Source organism: Brevibacterium luteolum (genome assembly GCF_013004595.1).
GTDB lineage: Bacteria > Actinomycetota > Actinomycetes > Actinomycetales > Brevibacteriaceae > Brevibacterium > Brevibacterium luteolum.
Genome location: NZ_JABEMC010000003.1, coordinates 341,060 through 359,408 on the forward strand (window position 1 = coordinate 341,060; position 18,349 = coordinate 359,408).

15 protein-coding genes are annotated in these 18,349 nt (G+C 68.1%); 5 read left to right on the top strand and 10 right to left on the bottom strand.

The features are described 5' to 3' along the window. Positions 1–120 precede the first annotated feature (120 nt). Genes HLA91_RS07095 through HLA91_RS07105 form a run of 3 tightly spaced genes read right to left on the bottom strand, consistent with a single transcriptional unit; the run spans position 121 to position 3,652 of the window. The gene (locus tag HLA91_RS07095; protein WP_170274109.1) at positions 121–999 is read right to left on the bottom strand and encodes a MaoC/PaaZ C-terminal domain-containing protein; all 879 of its coding nucleotides are present in this window, start codon (positions 997–999) and stop codon (positions 121–123) included. Beyond that, positions 999–2,369, bottom strand: a complete 1,371-nt coding sequence (locus HLA91_RS07100; RefSeq protein WP_170274174.1) for a 3-oxoacyl-ACP reductase — start codon at positions 2,367–2,369, stop codon at positions 999–1,001. Before HLA91_RS07100 ends, HLA91_RS07095 begins: the two co-directional genes overlap by 1 nt. A gap of 2 nt (positions 2,370–2,371) precedes the next feature. Then, positions 2,372–3,652: an acetyl-CoA C-acetyltransferase gene (locus HLA91_RS07105; protein WP_165882928.1), complete on the bottom strand. Its 1,281-nt coding sequence runs from the start codon at positions 3,650–3,652 to the stop codon at positions 2,372–2,374. A gap of 87 nt (positions 3,653–3,739) precedes the next feature. Between HLA91_RS07105 and HLA91_RS07110 the strand changes: the two genes are divergently transcribed. Beyond that, positions 3,740–4,420, top strand: coding sequence for a TetR/AcrR family transcriptional regulator (locus HLA91_RS07110; RefSeq protein WP_204514186.1), 681 nt, complete (start codon positions 3,740–3,742; stop codon positions 4,418–4,420). 2 nt (positions 4,421–4,422) lie between these two features. Further along, on the top strand, positions 4,423–6,492 hold the full coding sequence (locus HLA91_RS07115) for an acyl-CoA dehydrogenase family protein (RefSeq protein WP_170274110.1): 2,070 nt from the start codon (positions 4,423–4,425) through the stop codon (positions 6,490–6,492). Between the two features lie 76 nt (positions 6,493–6,568). Here HLA91_RS07115 and metX read toward each other — a convergent pair whose 3' ends face one another. The 5 genes from metX to HLA91_RS07140 all read right to left on the bottom strand — a co-directional run bounded on the left by metX (position 6,569) and on the right by HLA91_RS07140 (position 14,785). Next, positions 6,569–7,699, bottom strand: coding sequence for a homoserine O-acetyltransferase MetX (gene metX, locus HLA91_RS07120; protein ID WP_170274111.1), 1,131 nt, complete (start codon positions 7,697–7,699; stop codon positions 6,569–6,571). 6 nt (positions 7,700–7,705) lie between these two features. Beyond that, positions 7,706–9,016, bottom strand: coding sequence for a bifunctional o-acetylhomoserine/o-acetylserine sulfhydrylase (locus HLA91_RS07125; RefSeq protein ID WP_170274112.1), 1,311 nt, complete (start codon positions 9,014–9,016; stop codon positions 7,706–7,708). Positions 9,017–9,156: 140 nt separating this feature from the next. Then, positions 9,157–12,480, bottom strand: a complete 3,324-nt coding sequence (locus HLA91_RS07130) for an error-prone DNA polymerase (RefSeq protein ID WP_170274113.1) — start codon at positions 12,478–12,480, stop codon at positions 9,157–9,159. Positions 12,481–12,492: 12 nt separating this feature from the next. Beyond that, the gene (locus tag HLA91_RS07135) at positions 12,493–14,064 is read right to left on the bottom strand and encodes a Y-family DNA polymerase (protein ID WP_170274114.1); all 1,572 of its coding nucleotides are present in this window, start codon (positions 14,062–14,064) and stop codon (positions 12,493–12,495) included. Then, the gene (locus HLA91_RS07140) at positions 14,054–14,785 is read right to left on the bottom strand and encodes a porin (RefSeq protein ID WP_170274115.1); all 732 of its coding nucleotides are present in this window, start codon (positions 14,783–14,785) and stop codon (positions 14,054–14,056) included. The genes HLA91_RS07135 and HLA91_RS07140 overlap by 11 nt, the downstream gene beginning before the upstream one ends. 93 nt (positions 14,786–14,878) lie before the next feature. On the opposite strand from HLA91_RS07140, the gene HLA91_RS07145 reads away from it, so the two are divergent. Both HLA91_RS07145 and HLA91_RS07150 read left to right on the top strand, forming a co-directional pair. After that, a complete protein-coding gene (locus HLA91_RS07145) occupies positions 14,879–15,382 on the top strand; it encodes a tRNA (cytidine(34)-2'-O)-methyltransferase (protein WP_170274116.1) in 504 nt (167 codons plus the stop codon). Continuing rightward, positions 15,379–16,206: a PfkB family carbohydrate kinase gene (locus tag HLA91_RS07150; RefSeq protein ID WP_170274117.1), complete on the top strand. Its 828-nt coding sequence runs from the start codon at positions 15,379–15,381 to the stop codon at positions 16,204–16,206. Before HLA91_RS07145 ends, HLA91_RS07150 begins: the two co-directional genes overlap by 4 nt. Before the next feature lie 198 nt (positions 16,207–16,404). Here the strand turns inward: HLA91_RS07150 and HLA91_RS07155 are convergent, their stop codons facing one another. Then, complete coding sequence (locus tag HLA91_RS07155; RefSeq protein WP_102160149.1) at positions 16,405–16,662, bottom strand: type B 50S ribosomal protein L31; 258 nt, start codon at positions 16,660–16,662, stop codon at positions 16,405–16,407. Positions 16,663–16,870: 208 nt separating this feature from the next. Between HLA91_RS07155 and HLA91_RS07160 the strand changes: the two genes are divergently transcribed. Continuing rightward, a complete protein-coding gene (locus tag HLA91_RS07160) occupies positions 16,871–17,434 on the top strand; it encodes a YbaK/EbsC family protein (protein WP_170274118.1) in 564 nt (187 codons plus the stop codon). A gap of 31 nt (positions 17,435–17,465) precedes the next feature. On the opposite strand, the gene HLA91_RS07165 is transcribed toward HLA91_RS07160, so the two are convergent. Continuing rightward, positions 17,466–18,302 carry a phosphatase gene (locus HLA91_RS07165; RefSeq protein ID WP_338076732.1) on the bottom strand — a complete coding sequence of 279 codons (837 nt, stop codon included), beginning with the start codon at positions 18,300–18,302 and terminating at the stop codon, positions 17,466–17,468. Positions 18,303–18,349 lie beyond the last annotated feature (47 nt).

Genomic DNA, 18,349 nt, shown 5'->3' on the forward strand with positions numbered 1-18,349 from the left:
GAACACATTACATGCTCTGAACCCGATTGCAAAATCGGATTCGCCCTCTGTGACGAACGCCGCACCAACCTGCGTGAATGCGGGCATCCACGCAGGTCAGGCGGCGTTCAGACACTCCATTCACGACAGCGGCGCGATGCTTCCGAGCACGTGCGGCTTGCCGTTCTTGACGCTCCACACCGCATAGCGGCGAGCAGCGCCTTCGTGATCGTCGAAGACACCGAAGCCCACTCGCGCCGGCAGGATGACCGGCTTGGCGAACTGCGCCCCCCACACGTAGCCGCCGGCCGGGGCCTGGGCGGCCGAGAGCGCACGCGAGGCGGTGTACATGCCGTGGGCGATCGATGCCGGGAACCCGAAGGCCTTGGCGGCCAGCGGATTCAGGTGGATCGGGTTGTAGTCCCCTGAGACCTTCGCATACGTCGGGCCGATCGAGCGCGGCAGCTTCCAGATCGAAGACGGCACTCCAGGCGCCTCGAACTCGCTGCGCGCCTCCTCGCGCTCGGCCTCGGCGCTGCTGAGGTGCTTGCCGACGGCCAGATACGTGGCGGTCTCCTCGAAGACCGTACCACCGTCGACGTCCCCCGTGACGAGCACGTCGAACTCGGTGCCCTTGCGGTGCTTGCGTGCCTGCCCGATCCGCACCGAGGTCGTCACGGTTTCTCCGATGAGGACCGGCCGGTGCAGGCTGAACCGGTTGACGATGTGCACCAGGCCCAGCAGGGGCAGCGGGAAGCCCGGGTCGGTCATGAGCTGCATCGCCAGCGGGAAGCCGAGCTTGTGCAGGTATCCCGGATGCACCGCATCGGTCACCGGTGCCTCAACGACGCGGTGGAACGCTGCCACCTCGACGGGATCGAGCGTGGTGGTCGATTCCACCGAGCGGGTCGGCATATGAGCATAGCTGTGGGGGCGCTTCTTGAACTGGCGCAGCAGGGTCTTGCCGAGCACTGCACCGGTGTTGATGGGCTGCGGTACGCCGCGAGTGAATTTCGGCATCACGCCCCCAGCAGGCTCTGGCCGCATACGCGCAGCGTCTTGCCGTTGATGCCGCCGGCGGCCGGCTGAGCGAAGAACGCGATCGCCTCGGCGACGTCGCGCGGCTTGCCACCCTGCTGCAGGCTCGACAGGCGCCGGCCGAGCTCACGCGGGACCATCGGCATCGCAGCCGTCATATCCGTTTCGATGAAGCCCGGTGCCACGGCGTTGATCGTGCCGCTGCGCGCAGCGAAGTCCTCTGCGGCAGCCGCGACCATTCCCACGACAGCGGCCTTCGAAGCCGAGTAGTTCGTCTGTCCGCGGTTGCCGGCAAGACCGGCGATCGAGGCCAGCGACACGACACGAGGAGCCTCACCCCAGCCGTTGGCAGCGGTGATCGTCTCGTTGATGCGCAGCTGGGAGGAGATGTTGACAGCGATGGCTGAGGCCCAGCGGGATTCGTCCATGTTCGCCAGCAGCTTGTCGCGTGTGATGCCGGCGTTGTGAATGAGGATGTCGATCGGGGCACCGACGCGCTCCATGATCTGCTGGCCGGCGTCCTCGGCGGTGATGTCGAGCTGGATGGCGACACCGCCGATGCTGTTCATCGTCTGCGCCAGGGCCTGCCCGGCCTGCGGAACATCGACACCGTAGACCTGTGCCCCATCCCGGTGGAGCACACGGGCGATCTCTGCGCCGATGCCGCGGGCGGCACCGGTGACGACAGCGACTGCACCGTTGAGCGGTCCGGTCTGGCCGGTGGCGGCGAACTCCGCGGCCGAGGTGGTGGTTCCGCGGTCGCTGGAGACGGTGAGGAACTGCCCGGAGACGTAAGCGGACTTCGCCGAAAGCAGGAACCACAGGGCGGCTACAGCCGATGGAGCGGTGGCCTGCACGCCGTCGAGGACGATGCCGTTGGCGGTCGAGCCGGCGCGCATCTCGTGTGCAAGCGAGCGGGTGATGCCGGTGACGGCGTTGCGGACGGCGTTGAGCGCCGGGTCGGCATCGGTGGTGTGCGGGAAGACGACGCCGGCGTCGGCGACGGTGATGACCCGACCGCATTTCGTCAGCTGGCGCAGCGCCGAGCCGATGGCCAGGGTCGTGTCCTGCAGCTGGTCGGGGTGGGTCAGGCCGTCGTAGGCGGCGATGATCGCCTGGTAGCGCAGACCCGGGTTCGGGGTGCGGTGGACGCTGAAGCCGTTGTCGAGCAGCAGCTGGCTGAGTGCGTCGGCCCCGTTGGTCTCACCGAGCACGAGGATCGGCTCGCTGAGGTAGCCGTGGGAGCTGTCGGCCGGGTCGAAGCGGCGCAGCGGCACAGGTGCCGGCAGTCCGAGGGTCTTGACGATCTTCTTCAGCGGCCCGTTGGCCAGCGAGATGTACTTGTCGTTCATGGTCATGCCTCCAGGATCGCGGTGAGTCCCTGACCGCCGGCAGCGCAGATCGAGATGAGTGCGCGCGTGCCGCCGGTCTCCTTCAGGTGCTTGGCTGCGGTGGCGATGATGCGCCCGCCGGTTGCGGCGAACGGGTGCCCGGCTGCCAGCGACGAGCCGTTGGGGTTGAGCTTGGTGCGGTCGATCGAGCCGAGTGCGCCGTCGAGGCCGAGGCGCTCACGGCAGAACTCCTCTGATTCCCATGCCGCCAGGTGGCACAGCACGGTCGATGCGAAGGCCTCGTGGATCTCGAAGAAGTCGAAGTCGGCAAACGTCAGGCCGTTGCGGGCCAGCAGACGCGGAACGGCGTAGGCCGGAGCCATGAGCAGTCCCTCTCCCCCGTGGACGAAGTCAACGGCGGCCGCCTCAGCGTCGCGGAAGTATGCCAGCGGCTCCAGACCGTGGGCGGCGGCGTACTCGTCGCTGCCGATGAGCACGGCAGACGCGCCGTCGGTGAGCGGAGTCGAATTGCCTGCCGTCATCGTGGCAGGCTCCGGCAGGTTGCGGCCGAAGACCGGCTTGAGCTCGGCGAGCTTCTCCATCGTCGAGTCCGGGCGCAGGTTCGTATCGACGCTCACACCCTGGTAGGAGGTGACGAGGTCGTCGAAGAATCCTCGGTCCCAGGCGGCAGCGAGGTTGCGGTGCGACTCCACAGCCAGTGCGTCCTGGTCTTCGCGGCTGATGCCCCAGACTGCGGTGCTGATGGCCTGGTGATCGCCCATCGACATGCCGGTGCGGGCCTCGCCGGTGCTCGGCGCCTGCGGAGCCAGGTGCTGCGGCCGCAGCCGAGCCAGAGTCTTGAGGCGCTGACCGTTCGACTTCGCGCGCGAGAGGTCCAGCAGGATCGAACGCAGCTCTTCGGTCACGACGATCGGGGCATCGGATGCGGAGTCGACACCGCAGGCGATGCCGGATTCGATCTGGCCGTGCATGACCTTGTGGCTGATCGATACGACAGTCTCCAGGCCGGTGGCGCAGGCCTGTCCGATGTCGAAAGCCGGGGTGTGGGGGTCGAGTGCGGAGCCGAGGACCGCCTCGCGGGTGAGGTTGATGTCCTTGCTGTGTTTGAGCACGGCGCCGCCTGCGACCTCGCCGAGGAGTTCGCCGGCCATGCCGTAGCGGGCGACGAGACCGTCGAGTGCGCTGGTGAGCATGTCCTGGTTCGAGGCGTGGGCGTACTGCTTGTTGCTGCGGGCGAACGGGATGCGGTTGCCTCCCAGGACTGCGGCTCTGCGCTGCGTCATGTGATTCCTCCGGGGGTCGTAGTTGTCAGGTCGATGCGAGCGCACCGTGAATACCTGTTACTGACAGTACCTGATACTGTTCGTCATATGAAACCCGTCACTCAGGATGGCCGAAGCGCACGCTGGGACGCCCACCGCCGCGAGCGTCGCAAGATGCTCCTGCGCACTGTGCGCCATGCCGTGACCGACCACGGACCCGAGATCTCCATGGAGCAGCTTTCGGTGCAGGCGCAGACGACGAAGACGGTGCTGTACCGGTACTTCGGCGACCGGGGCGGGTTGCAGCGCGCCATGGGCGAATGGGCGATGAAAGTCATCACACGCTCGCTTGACCGGGCTGACTACAGCCCGCACACCCCGCGCGAGTCGCTGCGCGCGATGATCTCAGCGTTCGTCGACCTCGCCGCGCGCGCCCCGAATGTCTACCGGTTCTGCGACGCCGCGGTGACCAGCACCGCAGATCCGAAGGCCGACAACGACTACGACACCTTCTTCCAGGGCATCACCGCGCTGCTGTGCCGCAGGCTCCAGCTCTCCGGCGATGCCGAAGTGCAGTGGGCCTACGGGGCCATCGGATTCGTCCGCGCCAGCACCGAGCGCTGGCTGCTGCGGCCGACTGACCAGGAGGCATTCGTCGACCAGCTGACCACCTGGCTGTGGAGCTCCCGCAGCACTGCCCTGACCGGCATCGCCGAGCGATCCCAGACCACCTCGGGCGCGTCCGCCCGCACGACTCCACCCGCACCGAATTCCGAGACCAAGGAGTGACCATGAGCAAGAAGCACCAGCTGTCCATCGATCCCGCCCGCATCGGCGCCGTCCTCGACGGGCGGTGGGCCGAGCAGCGCTACATCGGCCGCAGCTTCATCGACAGCGAACACGCCGTGCTCAGCGAGACCGGTGACCTCGAGCAGCTGCGCGAGGAGACCCTCGCCGGAGTCAAGGCGCTCATCGACACCGGCATCTCCGGTCTGCCGCTGCCCGAATCCGAAGGCGGTCAGAACAACCACGCAGGCTACGTCGCCGCGTTCGAGGAGCTCGTGACCGCAGAGCCGAGCATCCAGATCAAGGCTGGTGTGCAGTTCGGGCTCTTCGCCGGGGCGATCCAGCATCTGGGCAATGCCGAACAGCATGACAAGTGGCTCAAGCCCGCCGTCCGCGGCGAGCTGCTCGGCGCCTTCGCGATGACCGAGATCGGCCACGGCTCCGACGTCGCCTCGATCGGCACCACGGCCACCTACGATCCATCCGATGAGACCTTCGTCATCAACACCCCCTTCCGGGCAGCGACGAAGGAATACCTCGGCAATGCCGCCGTCCACGGTGAGGCCGCCGTCGTGTTCGCCCAGCTCATCACCAACGGCGTCAACCACGGCGTGCACTGCTTCTTCGTCCCGATCCGCGACGGCGCTGCGGGTGAGCCGCTGCCCGGCGTCACCCCGGAGGACGACGGCCGCAAGGGCGGACTGCTCGGCATCGACAACGGCCGCCTGTCCTTCGACAACGTGCGCGTGCCGCGCACCAACCTGCTCAACCGCTACGGCGACGTCGCAGCCGACGGCACCTACTCCTCGGACATCGAATCCCCGGGCCGGCGCTTCTTCACGATGCTCGGCACCCTCGTCCAGGGCCGTGTCTCACTCGACGGCTCCGGTGTCACTGCAGCGAAGCTCGCTCTCGACATCGCCATGCGCTACGGGCTTCAGCGCCGCCAGTTCACCGGTGGGGACGACGCCGTCGAGGAGGTGCTGATGGACTACCAGCAGCACCAGCGCCGCCTCATGCCCCTGGTCGCCCGCGTGTTCGCCAATGCGGTGGCCCACGATCAGCTGCTGGAGTCCTTCCAGCTGGTATTCGGCGGCGAGGACGACTCCGATGAGGCCCGCCAGCGACTCGAGACCCAGGCCGCCGGTTTCAAGGCGATCACCACCTGGGATGCGCTGTGCACGATCCAGGAATGCCGTGAGGCCTGCGGCGGCGCCGGCTACATGTGGGAGAACCGACTCGTCGGCCTCTACGGCGACCTCGACGTCTACGTCACGTTCGAAGGCGACAACACCGTCCTGCTGCAGCTGGTCGCCAAGCGCCTGCTGAGCGACTACGCCGCCGAACTCAAGGACATCGACCTCGGCGGTGTTGCCCGCTACATCGGCACCCAGGCCGCCGAGCACTCGCTGTACCGCTCCGGTCTGGCCAACGTCGGGCGCACCATCGGCGACATCTTCACTCCGGCGCTGAATAACAAGCGGGTGCGCTCAGGCCATGTGCAGCAGGCGATGCTGCACAATCGCGTCGAGGTCATGGTCGCCGACCTCGCCGGCACCCTGCGCCCGGCCGCCTCGATGCCCCCGGCGAAGGCCGCCGAGGTGTTCAACAGTGTGCAGCATCAGCTCATCGAGGCCGCTCGTGCCTACATCGAGGCGCTCAAGTGGGAGGCTCTCAACGATGCGATGCACGAGGTGCAGAAGCGCTCCGGTCATGAGGAGGAGGCCAAGCTGCTACGCCGCATCCGCGACCTCTACGGCCTGAGCCTCATCGAGGACAACATCGGCTGGCACATCATGTACGGCCGCCTGTCGATGTCGCGGGCCCGCCAGATCGGGCCGACCATCGACAGCCTGTGTGCGAAGCTGGCTGCCAACGCCGGTGATATCTGCGAGTCCTTCGGATACGGGCCCAAGCACCGCAGGGCCACGATCGCCGAGGGCATCGAGGCGAAGCGTCAGCAGGAGGCGATGGACTACTACCGCAATGCCCGCGCCCAGCGCGACTTCCCGGTCGATGAGCGGCACCTGTACAAGCAGCGCAAGGCCAAGGAGAAGAAGGCCAAGCGCGGTTGATGCCAGCGGGCCCACCGCCTCGGGCCCGGTGAGAGCACCGGATCAGCCGGCCGCCCCGCATGGGGTGGCCGGCTGATCACGTGAGGAAGCGGCGCAGGTGCGGTGAGAGCTGGGCGCCTTCGGTGAGGAACCCGTCGTGACCTGCCCACGAGTCGAGCACATGGGTCTCGACGTCGCCCGGCAGCGCGGCGGCGAGCTGGGCCACCTGGGCCGGCGGGTAGAGACGGTCGCTGGAGACGCTGATGACCTGGAACTTCGCCTGCGCTGCCGACAGCGCCTCGGCGAGGTTCGTCGAGCGGCCGCGGCGCACATCGTGATCGCGCAGCGCCTGCGTCAGTATCCGGTAGGACTGCGCATCGAACCGGTCGACGAGCTTGGTCGCCTGGTAGTCGAGATAGCTCTGGATGGCGTAGTAGGCATCGCCTGCCGAGGCCGGCCGCGGCCGGTGGGCGAGGTCGGGCCACTGCTCCTGGCGGGTGTTGGCGAAGCGTTCGTTGAGCTCGGAGTCCGCCCGGTAGGTCAGGTGGGCGATCTGCCGGGCCAGACCGAGGCCGCGGCGCGGGAACCGGCCGATGACGGCATAGTCCCCGCCGCAGAAGTCCGGATCGAGCTCGATCGCCTGGATCTGGGTGTGGGCCCAGGCGATCTGGTCGGCATCCGAGAACGCCGGCGCGGCCAGGATCGTGGCGCGATTGACCCGCTCGGGAGCCACGAGCGCGAACTCAAGCGCCCGCGCCCCGCCCATCGACCCGCCGATGACCGCGTGCCAGGCCGGGATGCCGAGCCGGTCGCTCAGCAGCACCTCGGCTGCGGCCATATCGCGGATCGACACGGCCGGGAACCGGGAGCCGTGCGCCAGCCCAGCGGCTGACGGGGAGGTCGGGCCCGTCGAGCCGTTGCAGCCGCCGATGGCATTGGCGCACACGACGAAGAACTCGTTCGTGTCGATCGCCTTGCCCGGCCCGACGACGTCTTCCCACCAGCCGGGGGCGAAGGACCGCGGTGACTCAGCCGCCGCCGGGTTGGCCACTCCGGAGCTGACATGCGGATCCCCGGTGAGCGCATGCTCGATGAGCACGGCGTTGGACTTCTCCGCGTTCAGCTGCCCATAGGTCTCATAGGCGATGTGCAGCTGCTCGAAGACGTACCCGGATTCGAGCACGACATCGTGGAACTCGGCGACGGCTGTACGGCTGGCGACCTGCATCGTGCATCAGCCGCGGGCGGCGGCGAATCCCTTCTCCAGATCGGCGATGATGTCATCGATGCCCTCGATGCCGACGGCCAGGCGGACGAAGGCCGGGCTGACTCCGGCGGCGCGCTGGGCGTCCTCGTCGAGCTGCGCATGCGTCGTCGAGGCCGGGTGGATGACCAGCGAGCGGACATCGCCGATGTTGGCGACATGCGAGTGCAGCTCGAGGGCGTCGACGAACTTCACAGCAGCGTCGTAGCCGTCTGCGATCTCGAAGCCGAGCACGGAGCCGACACCCTTAGGCAGGTACTTCTGGCCGAGCTCGTACCACGGGCTTGAGGGCAGGCCGGCGAAGTGGACCTTGTCGACCTGGGCGTGGCTCTCCAGGAACTCAGCGACCCGCTGGGCATTGGCAACATGGCGTTCGATGCGCAGGCTGAGGGTCTCCAGGCCCTGGGCGATGAGGAAGGCGTTGAACGGCGAGGCGGCCGGTCCGAGATCGCGCAGCAGCTGCACGCGGGCCTTGATGCCATAGGAGACGTTCGCGCCGAACGCCGAATCCGGGCCGAGGTCGCGGGCGTAGACGAGACCGTTGTAGGAGTCGTCGGGCTGGTTGAAGCCGGGGAAGCGCTCAGGCTCGGCACTGTAGTCGAAGTTGCCGCTGTCGACGATGATCCCGGCGATCGAGGTGCCGTGGCCGCCGAGGTACTTCGTCGCTGAGTGGATGACGACATCAGCACCGTGCTCGATCGGGCGGACGAGGTAAGGAGTCGCGAGGGTGTTGTCGATGATGAGCGGCACCCCGGCGGCGTGCGCGGTCTCTGCCACCGCGGCGATGTCGAGGACGTCGGAGCGGGGGTTGGCCACGGATTCGGCGAAGAACAGCTTGGTGTTGGGTTTGACGGCTGCCTTCCAGGCCTCGACGTCACCGGGATCGGAGACGAAGGTCGTCTCGATGCCGAGCTTGCGCAGGGTGACGTCGAGGAGGTTGTAGGTGCCGCCGTACAAGCTGGGGCTGGCCACGACGTGATCGCCGGCTTCAACGATGTTGATGATGGCCAGGAACTCCGCGGACTGGCCGGAGGCCACGAGCACACCCTGCACGCCGCCCTCGAGGTCGGCGATGCGGTCTTCGACGGCGGCGACCGTCGGGTTGCCGATGCGGGTGTAGATCGGGCCGAGGTCGGCCAGCGCGAAGCGGTTGGCGGCGGTCTCGGCGCTGTCGAAGACATACGAGGTGGTCTGGTAGATCGGCAGGGCGCGGGCGCCGGTGGCCGTATCCGGTGACTGTCCGGCGTGGATCTGTCGGGTCTCGAAGCTCAGTTCGCTCATGGGGTGCTCCTTCAAGCTGGTGCAGGTCGGTTGTGATGTCGTCCACGCTAGGGAGCCGGCCTCACCGGGCGGGCCCCTTTCGTCATCTGTCTGTCACGTGCCGTCACATGACGTCATACAGGGGGCATGCAGCGCCTGTCTCACTGGAAGTTCCGTGACTTCACCGGCATCTTGACGTCGAGTGGGATGAGCTTGTCGGCTGTGACGCTGACGACCGTGCCGGCCCGCTGCACCCGGCCGCGGATGACGAGGACGTTGTGGCTGTAGGAGATCGGCCGGTAGCGGCGCATGAGTCCTGGTGAGCAGGCGATGTTGAGCATTCCGAACTCGTCTTCGAGGTTCATGAACGTCACACCTGAGGCGGTGCCGGGCCGCTGCCGGTGCGTCACCAGCCCGGCGACGGTGATCGTCTGGCCGTCGACGGCCTGCTGGGCATCGGCGGTCGAGGCGTAGCCGCGTTCGCGCAGCCTGCCGCGCAGCTGCTCGGTCGGGTAGCCGTCGACGGTCAGGCCGGTGGAGAACAGTTCGGCAAGGGTGATGTCGAAGCTGTTCATGAGCGGCAGAGCCGGGGCCTCGGCGACCGGGGCGGTGCCCGGCAGCATGCCCGGGCCTGACCCGCCCTGGGAGCCGGCGACCCACAGCGCCTGCCGACGGTCGAGGCCGAAGCAGGCGAACGCGCCTGCGGTGGCGAGGCTTTCGAGCACGGTGACATCGACGCCGGTGCGCTGGGCGAGGTCCCCGACCGAGGTGAAGGGGCCGTCGGCCTCGCGCGCGGCGACGATCGCCTCGGCAGCGGAATCGGCCCCGCGGACCGTTGAGAGCCCGATGCGGACGGCGAACCCGCCAGTCGAATCCGCATCAGCCTCCAGGTCAGCCTGCGCGCTGGAGGCCTGCACATCGACCGGCAAGATCCGCACCCCATGCCTGCGGGCATCGGCGATGAGCGACTGAGCGGAGTAGAAGCCCATCGGCTGGGCGCGCAGCAGCCCGGCGGTGAACGCGGCATGGTGGTAGCGCTTGAACCAGGCGGAGTCGTAGACGAGGTTGGCGAAGCTGATCGCGTGGCTTTCGGGGAACCCGTAGTTGGCGAAGGCGGCGATCTTGTCGAAGATCACCTGCGAGGTCTGCGCATCGACCCCGCGGGCCGCCGCCCCGGCATGGAACCGGTCGGCCAGCTGACGCATCCGCTCCTTCGACCGCTTGGCCCCCATCGCCCGGCGCAGCTGGTCGGCATCGCCGCCGGAGAACCCGGCAACATCGATGGCCAGCTGCATGAGCTGTTCCTGGAACAGCGGTACCCCCAGCGTCTTCTCCAGTGCCGAGCGGGTCAGCGGATGCAGGTAGTCCGGGGCTTCGAGTCCCTGCCGGCGGCGGATGTAGGGATGGACCGACCCGCCCTGGATGGGCCCAGGCCGGATGAGTGCGACCTGGACGGCCAGATCGTAGAAGCAGCGCGGCAGCATCCGCGGCAGGGTGGCCATCTGGGCGCGGGACTCGACCTGAAAGACGCCGATCGCATCGCCTGCGCACAGCATGTCGAAGACCTCCGGGTCCTCCTGCGGCAGCAGCGCCCGCTCGATGCGCTCACCGGTGTGGACGGCGATGAGGTCGACCATCTCGTGCAGGGCGGTGAGCATGCCCAGGCCGAGCAGATCGAACTTCACCAGATCCATATGCGCGCAGTCATCCTTGTCCCACTGCACGACGGTGCGCCGCTCCATCGTCGCCGGTTCGATCGGCACGACCTCGCCGATCGGCCGGTCGGCTAAGATCATGCCCCCGGAGTGGATGCCCAGGTGGCGGGGTGTGCCGAGCAGCCCGCGGGCGGCGATGATGACCGGGCCGGGCACCCCCTGCTGACCGCCTGCTCCCCCACTGCTGTCGTCGTCATCGTCGTCTTCGGGCAGCCGCGACCAGCGCTCGAGTCCTTTGGAGAACGCGTCCTGCTGGCCGGGCTCGTAGCCGAGGGCGGCTGCGGCATCGCGGACGGCGGACTTGGCCCGGTAGGTGATGACATTGGCGACCTGGGCGGCCCGATCGCGGCCGTAGTGGTCGTAGACGTACTGGATGACCTCCTCGCGGCGGCCGGATTCGATGTCGACGTCGATATCGGGATAGCCCTCGCGCTCAGGGGCGAGGAACCTGTCGAACAGCAGCCCGAAGCGCACCGCATCGACGGCGGTGATGCCGAGGACGTAGCAGACCGCGGAGTTCGCAGCCGACCCCCGGCCCTGGCAGAAGATGTCGTTATCCCGGCAGAACCGGGCGATGTCGTAGACGATGAGGAAGTACCCGCAGAAGCCCATCTGCTCGATCGTGGCCAGCTCGCGATCCAGCAGCTCCCAGGCATCCGGGCGCTGCTCGCGGGTGCCGTAGAGCCTGAGCCCGCCGGCGGTGACGAGCTGACGCAGAAATTCGGCATCGCTCAGCCCGGCAGGCACGGGTGCCTGCGGCAGACCGGCCCGGGCGGCACGCAGCTCGAAGGCGCAGTCAGCGGCGATCTCGACGGCCGTATCGAGTGCCTCAGCTGGGAACCGGCCAGCCATCTCCGCCCCGGTGTGGATGCGCTGCAGGGCTGCAGGAGGCAGCCAGCCGGCGACCTCGTCGAGGCTGGAGTTCGCACGCACCGCCGCCCGCACCTGCGCATCATGGAACTGCTCCCGGCTGGCATAGTGGACCTGGTTCGTCGCCGCCGTGCGCACCCCAGCCCGCGCAGCGAGTTCGCACAGATGGCGGATGCGCTCATCGTCTTCGGGCAGCCCGGTGCGGGTGAGCTCGACGACGAGCCTCTCGCGGCCGAACATCGCCACCAGCCGGCGCAGCCGGCCCAGTCCGCCGTCGGGATCGCTCAGGTGCGGGATGAGCAGTCCCTTGCGGCAGCCGGTGAGCACATACCAGTCGCCGCCGCCCTGCTCGGCCGCCGCGGCCAGGCCTTCGAGGTCGATGACCGGTTTGTTCTTCGTCCCGGTCATATGCGCCTGCGTCAGTGTGGCCGAGAGGTGCCGGTAGCCGGGCACCCCGCGGGCGAGGACGAGGGCGTGGGCGGCCTCCGGGTCGATCTGGCCGGGGATCTTCGCTCTCAAGCCCAGGGAGATCTCCGCCCCGTACACGGTGCCGATCCCCCGCCCGGCGGCTGCCTGGGCGAAGCGGGCGGCCCCGTAGAGGCCGTTGTGATCGGTCAGCGCGATCGCCTCGAGCCCGGCGTCGACGGCAGCGTCGATGAGCTCTTCGGGTTCTGAGGCTCCGTCGAGGAAGCTCATCGTCGAATGCACGTGCAGCTCTGCCCACGGCCGGCCCCGGCGCCGAGGTGGCGCTTGCCTCCCAGCGTCACCGGCACCTGTCCCACCGGCCCGCAGGTCGGGGGGACGCAGCTGCAGCGGTTCGGGAACCGCCTCGGCGGCGGTGCGGGAGGACAGGCGGCGTTCGAGCTCCGACCACGGGATCGGCGGATTGCAGTATCCCATCAGGTCCTCCTTCTAGGCGTAGCGTCCGGTGATGTGCCAGCGGCCGTGCTCCTTGCACAGCAGGAAGGCCTGCCCGCAGTCGGTGAGGACCTGCAGCCGCACTCGGTACTGGGCCCGGGCCGGATCCCACCAGCCGGCCTCGACCGGCCAGGCCGAGGAGTGATCGACGATGCTGAACTCGGCGCCGGACTCCAGCCGTAGGAGCACCGGGGTGCTGTCGAGCCCGCTGGGCCGGGCGATGACGCTCATCCCCTGCCGATCGAGCAGCTCGACAGGCGCGCGGTCGACGATCATCGGGTGCGGGGCCGGCAGCCGGCCCGGCCACGGGGCCGACGCGCTGCGCTCAGGGCGGGGCTGCTGCTGCCACGGCGTCCACAGATTCGTCTCCGCAGGCTCCCGGCCGCCCTGCAGCTGGGGCACGCGCACCGCCTCGGGCCCGTAGAGGCCCTGCAGCCGCTCCAGGGTGTGGGTGACATAGCCCGAGCGCTGGGCGAACAGCGAGGTGTGGGCCTCCAGCGGGGCGAGCAGCTCAGCCGCGGTCAGCGCCAGCGCGCAGACACCATCGGCTTCCGCCAGCCCCTCATCGACCGGTTCGGCAGCGGCGGGTGCTGACTGTCCGGCCAGCCAGCCTTCGGCCTGCCAGCGCACCCGGTCGGCGACGAGGTTCTCGTCCATGAGCTCCAGCCGCCAGGTCCGCTGGCTGCGCTGCCCGCCGGCGGCGACGAGCTCGATCGTCAGGCTCGGGCACACGAGCCCGGCTGACCGGATCCCGGTGAACAGCTCAGCGGCAGCGGCACGGGCGTGGAAGGACAGCTCGTCGCCGCGTGTGCTCGGTGGGCTGATCGGCACCTCGATGAGGTGCTCGCGCTGGCGGACGTGGTCGACCGGCCGGTGGACCGGCAGCCCGCGGGCCAGTCGGTGGGCCTGCACGCCGAGGGTGCCGAAGCGGGTGCGCATCTGCCCTTCGCTCAGCTGCGCCAGCGCCCCGAGGGTGTCGAGTCCGAGGCGTTCGAAGACGGTGACGAGCTCACCGTAGGTGTGGGCATCGGCATAGGCCAGCGCGGTCGTCGGCTGGGTGGCGAGGAAGTCGGCGGTCTGCCCGGGCAGCACCCGGGTGGCGGTGCGGGCGGCGAGCATCGCGGCGAAGACCGAATCGGCGATGCCGGCGAAGAACTCCCAGCCGGTGGCGTCGGTGACGGTGGTGAGCAGCTCCTCGACCGCGGCGTCCTCACTGGGGTAGGTGCGCGCGAGTGCGGTCAGCGGGATGCTCACCTCCCCCGGGGCGAGCACGGTGAAGCGGGCGAGGCTGGTTTCGAGCACATCGAGGCCGGTGGCGAAGATCCGCTGGTCGAGGTCCTCGTCCCAGCCGGTGATGCGCACCTGCGGGCAGCGCAGCTGAGCGGCGCGCTTGTTGATCCCGGTGGTGATGCCGACGGCCCGGGCGGCGGCATTGCAGGAGACGATCCGCCCGCCGCGCAGCACGGCGACCGGTTCGTGGGCCGCCCAGCCGTGCGCTTCGGCTGCAGCGGTCGCCGACCAGTCCGGGACCGTGAGCACGAGGGTCCGCTGGGTCTCAGCCGGCACCGTCGATCACCTGGATCTGCGGGTGTGCCGGCCGGCTGGCCACAGCCTCCGCGCCCGAGGCGGTGGGCAGCTGCTGCACGCTGGGTGCACCGGGGGTGAGCGGCCAGGTGAGCAGATGCTCGCCGGTGCGCGGATGCCGCACCCGTACGGTGCAGGCCCGCAGCCGTCCGGTGCCTGCGTGCAGGCCGTCCCAGCCGGCGACGGAGACCTCGCAGCTTTCGCTGCTGCCGGGCATCGGGCCGAGGGCGATGAGGCTGGCGCGGCGTTCGCGAACCTTGGCGGCTAAGCGCTGACGCTCCTGTGGACTCGGGGCAGCCGGCGGGGCGATGATGAGCAGATCGAAGGTCTCCAGCAGGATCGACACGACCCGCTGCCAGTCCGCAGGCGGGGTGCGCACATGCACGAAGTGCTCCAGGTCGATGCCGAGCTCAGCCAGTCCGGCGACCGCCAGCTCCGGGGTGTCGACGGCTGCGCACCAGTGCTGTTCGCGGGTGGACTTCGCTGCAGCCGCACACGCGAAGGACAGCGCGAGCGTGCCGGTGACGCTGAGGATCTCCCCGCGCGGCAGTCCACCGCGGGTGAAGACCGGGGCCAGCATGCCGTCCACAGGCAGCGGTTCGGGACCGGTGAAGAGCTCGCGCGCAGTCGTGACACCCGGGAGACGGCTGAGCTGCTCTCTCAGCGTCTGCGGGTCGGCGGCGACGGCATGGTGGACGGACATACCCATAACTATAGAACACCTATTCGAATGTGAGCAATGCTGTTCGAACGGGTGCACAGCACCGGCCTGCTGAGCCGCTAAGCTTAGAACGCCATGAACATCGACATCGTCTTCCACACCCCGGAGATCCCGGGAAACACGGGAAACGCCATCCGCCTGGCAGCGGTCACCGGAGCGCATCTGCACCTGGTCGAACCCCTCGGATTCGACCTCTCCGATGCCAAGCTGCGCCGGGCCGGACTCGACTACCACGACCTCGCGCACGTCACCGTCCACCCGGATCTCGCGCACCTGTGGGAGCACCTCGGCGACCGCCGGGTCATCGCCTTCACCACGCACGCACAGACCGGTTTCGGTGAGATCGCCTACACTGACGGCGATGTGCTCCTGTTCGGCAAGGAGTCGACCGGCCTCGATGACGATGTGCTGGCCGATCCGCATATCGCACAGCAGGTCAGAATCCCGATGCTGCCGGCGCGCCGGTCGCTCAACCTGGCGAACTCGGCTTCGATTGCGATGTACGAGGCATGGAGACAGCACGAATACGCCGGAGCCGCCATGGCAGGGGCTGCGGCCGATGGAAAGGAACCCCAATGACAGCACCTCGCGGCCTGACGGTGGCCGGACTCGATGTCTCCGGCGGCGCCGGCCTCGGCGCCGATATGAAGATGTTCGAGGAGTACGGCGTCTTCAGCGCAGCGGTCATCACCTGCGTGGTGACCTTCGATCCGGACAACGGCTTCTACCACTCCGCTGAGTTCCAGGACGCCGACTTCATCCGCCAGCAGCTCGACTCGACCCTGACGATCCACGACTACGACGTCATCAAGTCCGGCATGGTCGGCTCCGTCGACTCCGCCCTCGTGCTCGCCGACCGGCTGAAGAACAACCACCTGCCCTACGTCTTCGATCCCGTGCTCGTGTGCAAGGGAACGGGCTCGATGGTCGACCTCAAGGACCTGTTCATCGAGAACCTCGTGCCCCTGGCCACCGTCATCACCCCGAACCTCGAAGAGGCCGCAACCCTCGTCGGGGCCGCCGAGCTTACGAACGTCGATGAGATGGCAGAGGCGGCCAAGGCGATCCACGCGATGGGCGCTGACAACGTCGTCGTCAAGGGCGGGGCGCGTCTGGACACCGACGAGGCCATCGACGTCCTCTACGACGGGCAGACCCTGACGACCTTCAGCAGCAAGAAGATCACCAACGACCTCGTCAACGGTGCCGGCTGCTCCTTCGCCGCAGCGATCGCCGCTGGCCTGGCGACCGGCTTGTCCGTGCCCGAGGCGGTGCGCAAGTCCAAGGAGACCGTCGCCCACGGCATCGGTGCCGCCGTTCCGAACGCCACCGGCGTCGGCTCACTGCTGCACCCGGCCGCCCGCTGCTACCGGCATGAGGGCATCGTCGTCGAACAGCACTGAGTTAGTAAAAACTCTATAAAGCACTGCAAAGGGCGGGCCGTCAGTCACTGACGGCCCGCCTTGCGCATGCCTGCCGGCTCCCAGCCCGGCTGAAAGCCTCTGAAAACACTTCTGGCCCGTGACAGATCGTCACGAGCCAGAAGTCTGCGGCGCAATCGCCGGGGTGCTGCAGGATGCGCGTTGAAGCGCATCGCGCACTCAGCGGCGCTTGCCGAAGCCCTTGTAGCGGTCCTTGAACTTCTCCACGCGGCCGGCGGAGTCGAGGATGCGCTGCTTGCCGGTGTAGAACGGGTGCGAGGCCGAGGAGATCTCGACGTCGATGAGCGGGTAGGTGTTGCCGTCTTCCCACTCGATGGTCTTCTCGCTCTCAACGGTGGAGCGAGTGACGAACTTGGTGCCCGAGGCAAGGTCGTTGAAGACGACCGTGCGGTACTCCGGGTGGATGTCCTTCTTCATGAAATGTCCTTTGTTTGAATTCGTCAGGGCGCCTGATGCGGAAGCCTCCCCCGCCTGCCAGTGCCCAAATTCACGTGCGACTCCGAAATGAGCCACCAGCCAACTATACAGGTCGCGGCCACCGGACGCGATTCGGCCCCGCAGAAGCAGGGTGTCCGCACTGCGGTCGGCGATCCGGCCCCCGCCGGCGGTGTGCTGTCATGAAGCCATGTCATCCTGGACGATCCTCTCCCATGCCCCTGCCCCCGTCGAGACGGTTCCAGCCCGCGAGCACCCCGAGCTGCTCGCCGCTCCCACCGCCGAGGCGGTGGCCGGGTTCCCGGCCGAGCATCCGGTCGACGTGTTCGCCATCGATCCGGACCTGGCTGACACTGCCGCGCTGACCGAAGCATATGGGCTCAAGGACCAGCATTCGGCCAACTGCGTCATCGTCGCAGGTTCCCGGGCCGGTGAGGAGCGCATCGCCGCTTGCATGGTCCTCGCCCACACTCGCGCTGATGTCAACAAGCGGGTGCGCAAGCTGCTCGATGTGCGCAAGGCCTCGTTCATGGACCAGGAGCGGGCGTGTGCCGAATCGGGTATGGAGTACGGCGGCATCGGACCCTTCGGTCTGCCGGCCGGCTACCGGATCCTCATCGACTCACGCATCGTCACCGAACCCGAGGTGGTGATCGGCTCGGGCATCCGCGGCTCGAAGATCATCCTCTCCGGTGAAACACTGGCAGCAATCCCCGGCGCCGAGGTGGTCGAGGACCTCGCGATCGAGGTCTGACCACCCGCGGCAAGCCGGGCTCCGCGGGAGCTCAGCCGTCGAGCTGCCTGGCAGCGGTGGTCAGGACGAAGTCGATGAGTGGCTGGTACAGCTGCGGGACGACATCGTCATCGAGCGGCACACTGACGTCGACCTGGCCCTGCGCCTCGGCGACGAAGAGGGCAGGGTCGTTGCAGTCGGCGAACCCGATCGAACGCAACCCGCGGGTGCCGGCACAGCCGGCCCACCCGTGATCGGCGACGACGAGGTCCGGTGCCTCTTCTCCCCTGGTCTTCAGCTCATCGAGCAGCGCTGCCATCGGTTCGGCTAGGTGTGTATGCGGCACGCCGCCGTGCTGGTGCCATACCCACACGCCGCTGATGCGCCGCAGGTCCCCGCCGATGTCCGGGACTGCGATGTACCCGTCAGGTGAGATCACCTGGGCACCGTTTTCGGCTGCCCACGCGGCGAAGGCCATGTGCACCGGCAGCATCCCGCCGGGATGTCCAGTGGCGAAGAGGATTTGGGCCTCAGCCGCGACCGCCGAACCGAGGACATCACCAAAGCGCATCAGCGCTTCGATGCAGCGTTCGGTGGAGATTGTGTCGACACCTTCGGTGAATTCCGGATCCGGACGCAGACCGACCTTCTCCACCATGAGCGCGAAGACCTTCTCGTAATCCCATTCCTGGGTCAGCTCGACACCGAAGTCGAACTGCCGCTCCTGATCGAGGAACCGGTGGATGTGGGAGAGGTTGTTCTCCCGCGGAGTGCCGACCTCGCCGGTGATCCGCCCGGCCTCCAGGGCCGCAGCCAGCTCCGGGTGCTCCTCGCACAGCGGTCCGGGTACGTTTCCGGTGGCTGCCGGCACACTCTGCTCCTCGGTCACAGACGTCTCCCTTTTTTGTCAGCAATGCCAGAGGTCAGCCTATCGAA

Excerpts from the sequence above, each read along its gene's own strand:
- HLA91_RS07160 (WP_170274118.1), top strand. The coding sequence starts at position 16,871 with ATGTCATCCTGGACGATCCTCTCCCATGCCCCTGCCCCCGTCGAGACG.
- HLA91_RS07095 (WP_170274109.1), bottom strand. The coding sequence starts at position 999 with ATGCCGAAATTCACTCGCGGCGTACCGCAGCCCATCAACACCGGTGCA.
- HLA91_RS07150 (WP_170274117.1), top strand. The coding sequence starts at position 15,379 with ATGACAGCACCTCGCGGCCTGACGGTGGCCGGACTCGATGTCTCCGGC.
- HLA91_RS07145 (WP_170274116.1), top strand. The coding sequence starts at position 14,879 with ATGAACATCGACATCGTCTTCCACACCCCGGAGATCCCGGGAAACACG.
- HLA91_RS07140 (WP_170274115.1), bottom strand. The coding sequence starts at position 14,785 with ATGTCCGTCCACCATGCCGTCGCCGCCGACCCGCAGACGCTGAGAGAG.
- metX (WP_170274111.1), bottom strand. The coding sequence starts at position 7,699 with ATGCAGGTCGCCAGCCGTACAGCCGTCGCCGAGTTCCACGATGTCGTG.
- HLA91_RS07115 (WP_170274110.1), top strand. The coding sequence starts at position 4,423 with ATGAGCAAGAAGCACCAGCTGTCCATCGATCCCGCCCGCATCGGCGCC.
- HLA91_RS07125 (WP_170274112.1), bottom strand. The coding sequence starts at position 9,016 with ATGAGCGAACTGAGCTTCGAGACCCGACAGATCCACGCCGGACAGTCA.
- HLA91_RS07110 (WP_204514186.1), top strand. The coding sequence starts at position 3,740 with ATGAAACCCGTCACTCAGGATGGCCGAAGCGCACGCTGGGACGCCCAC.
- HLA91_RS07155 (WP_102160149.1), bottom strand. The coding sequence starts at position 16,662 with ATGAAGAAGGACATCCACCCGGAGTACCGCACGGTCGTCTTCAACGAC.
- HLA91_RS07130 (WP_170274113.1), bottom strand. The coding sequence starts at position 12,480 with ATGGGATACTGCAATCCGCCGATCCCGTGGTCGGAGCTCGAACGCCGC.
- HLA91_RS07100 (WP_170274174.1), bottom strand. The coding sequence starts at position 2,369 with ATGAACGACAAGTACATCTCGCTGGCCAACGGGCCGCTGAAGAAGATC.
- HLA91_RS07105 (WP_165882928.1), bottom strand. The coding sequence starts at position 3,652 with ATGACGCAGCGCAGAGCCGCAGTCCTGGGAGGCAACCGCATCCCGTTC.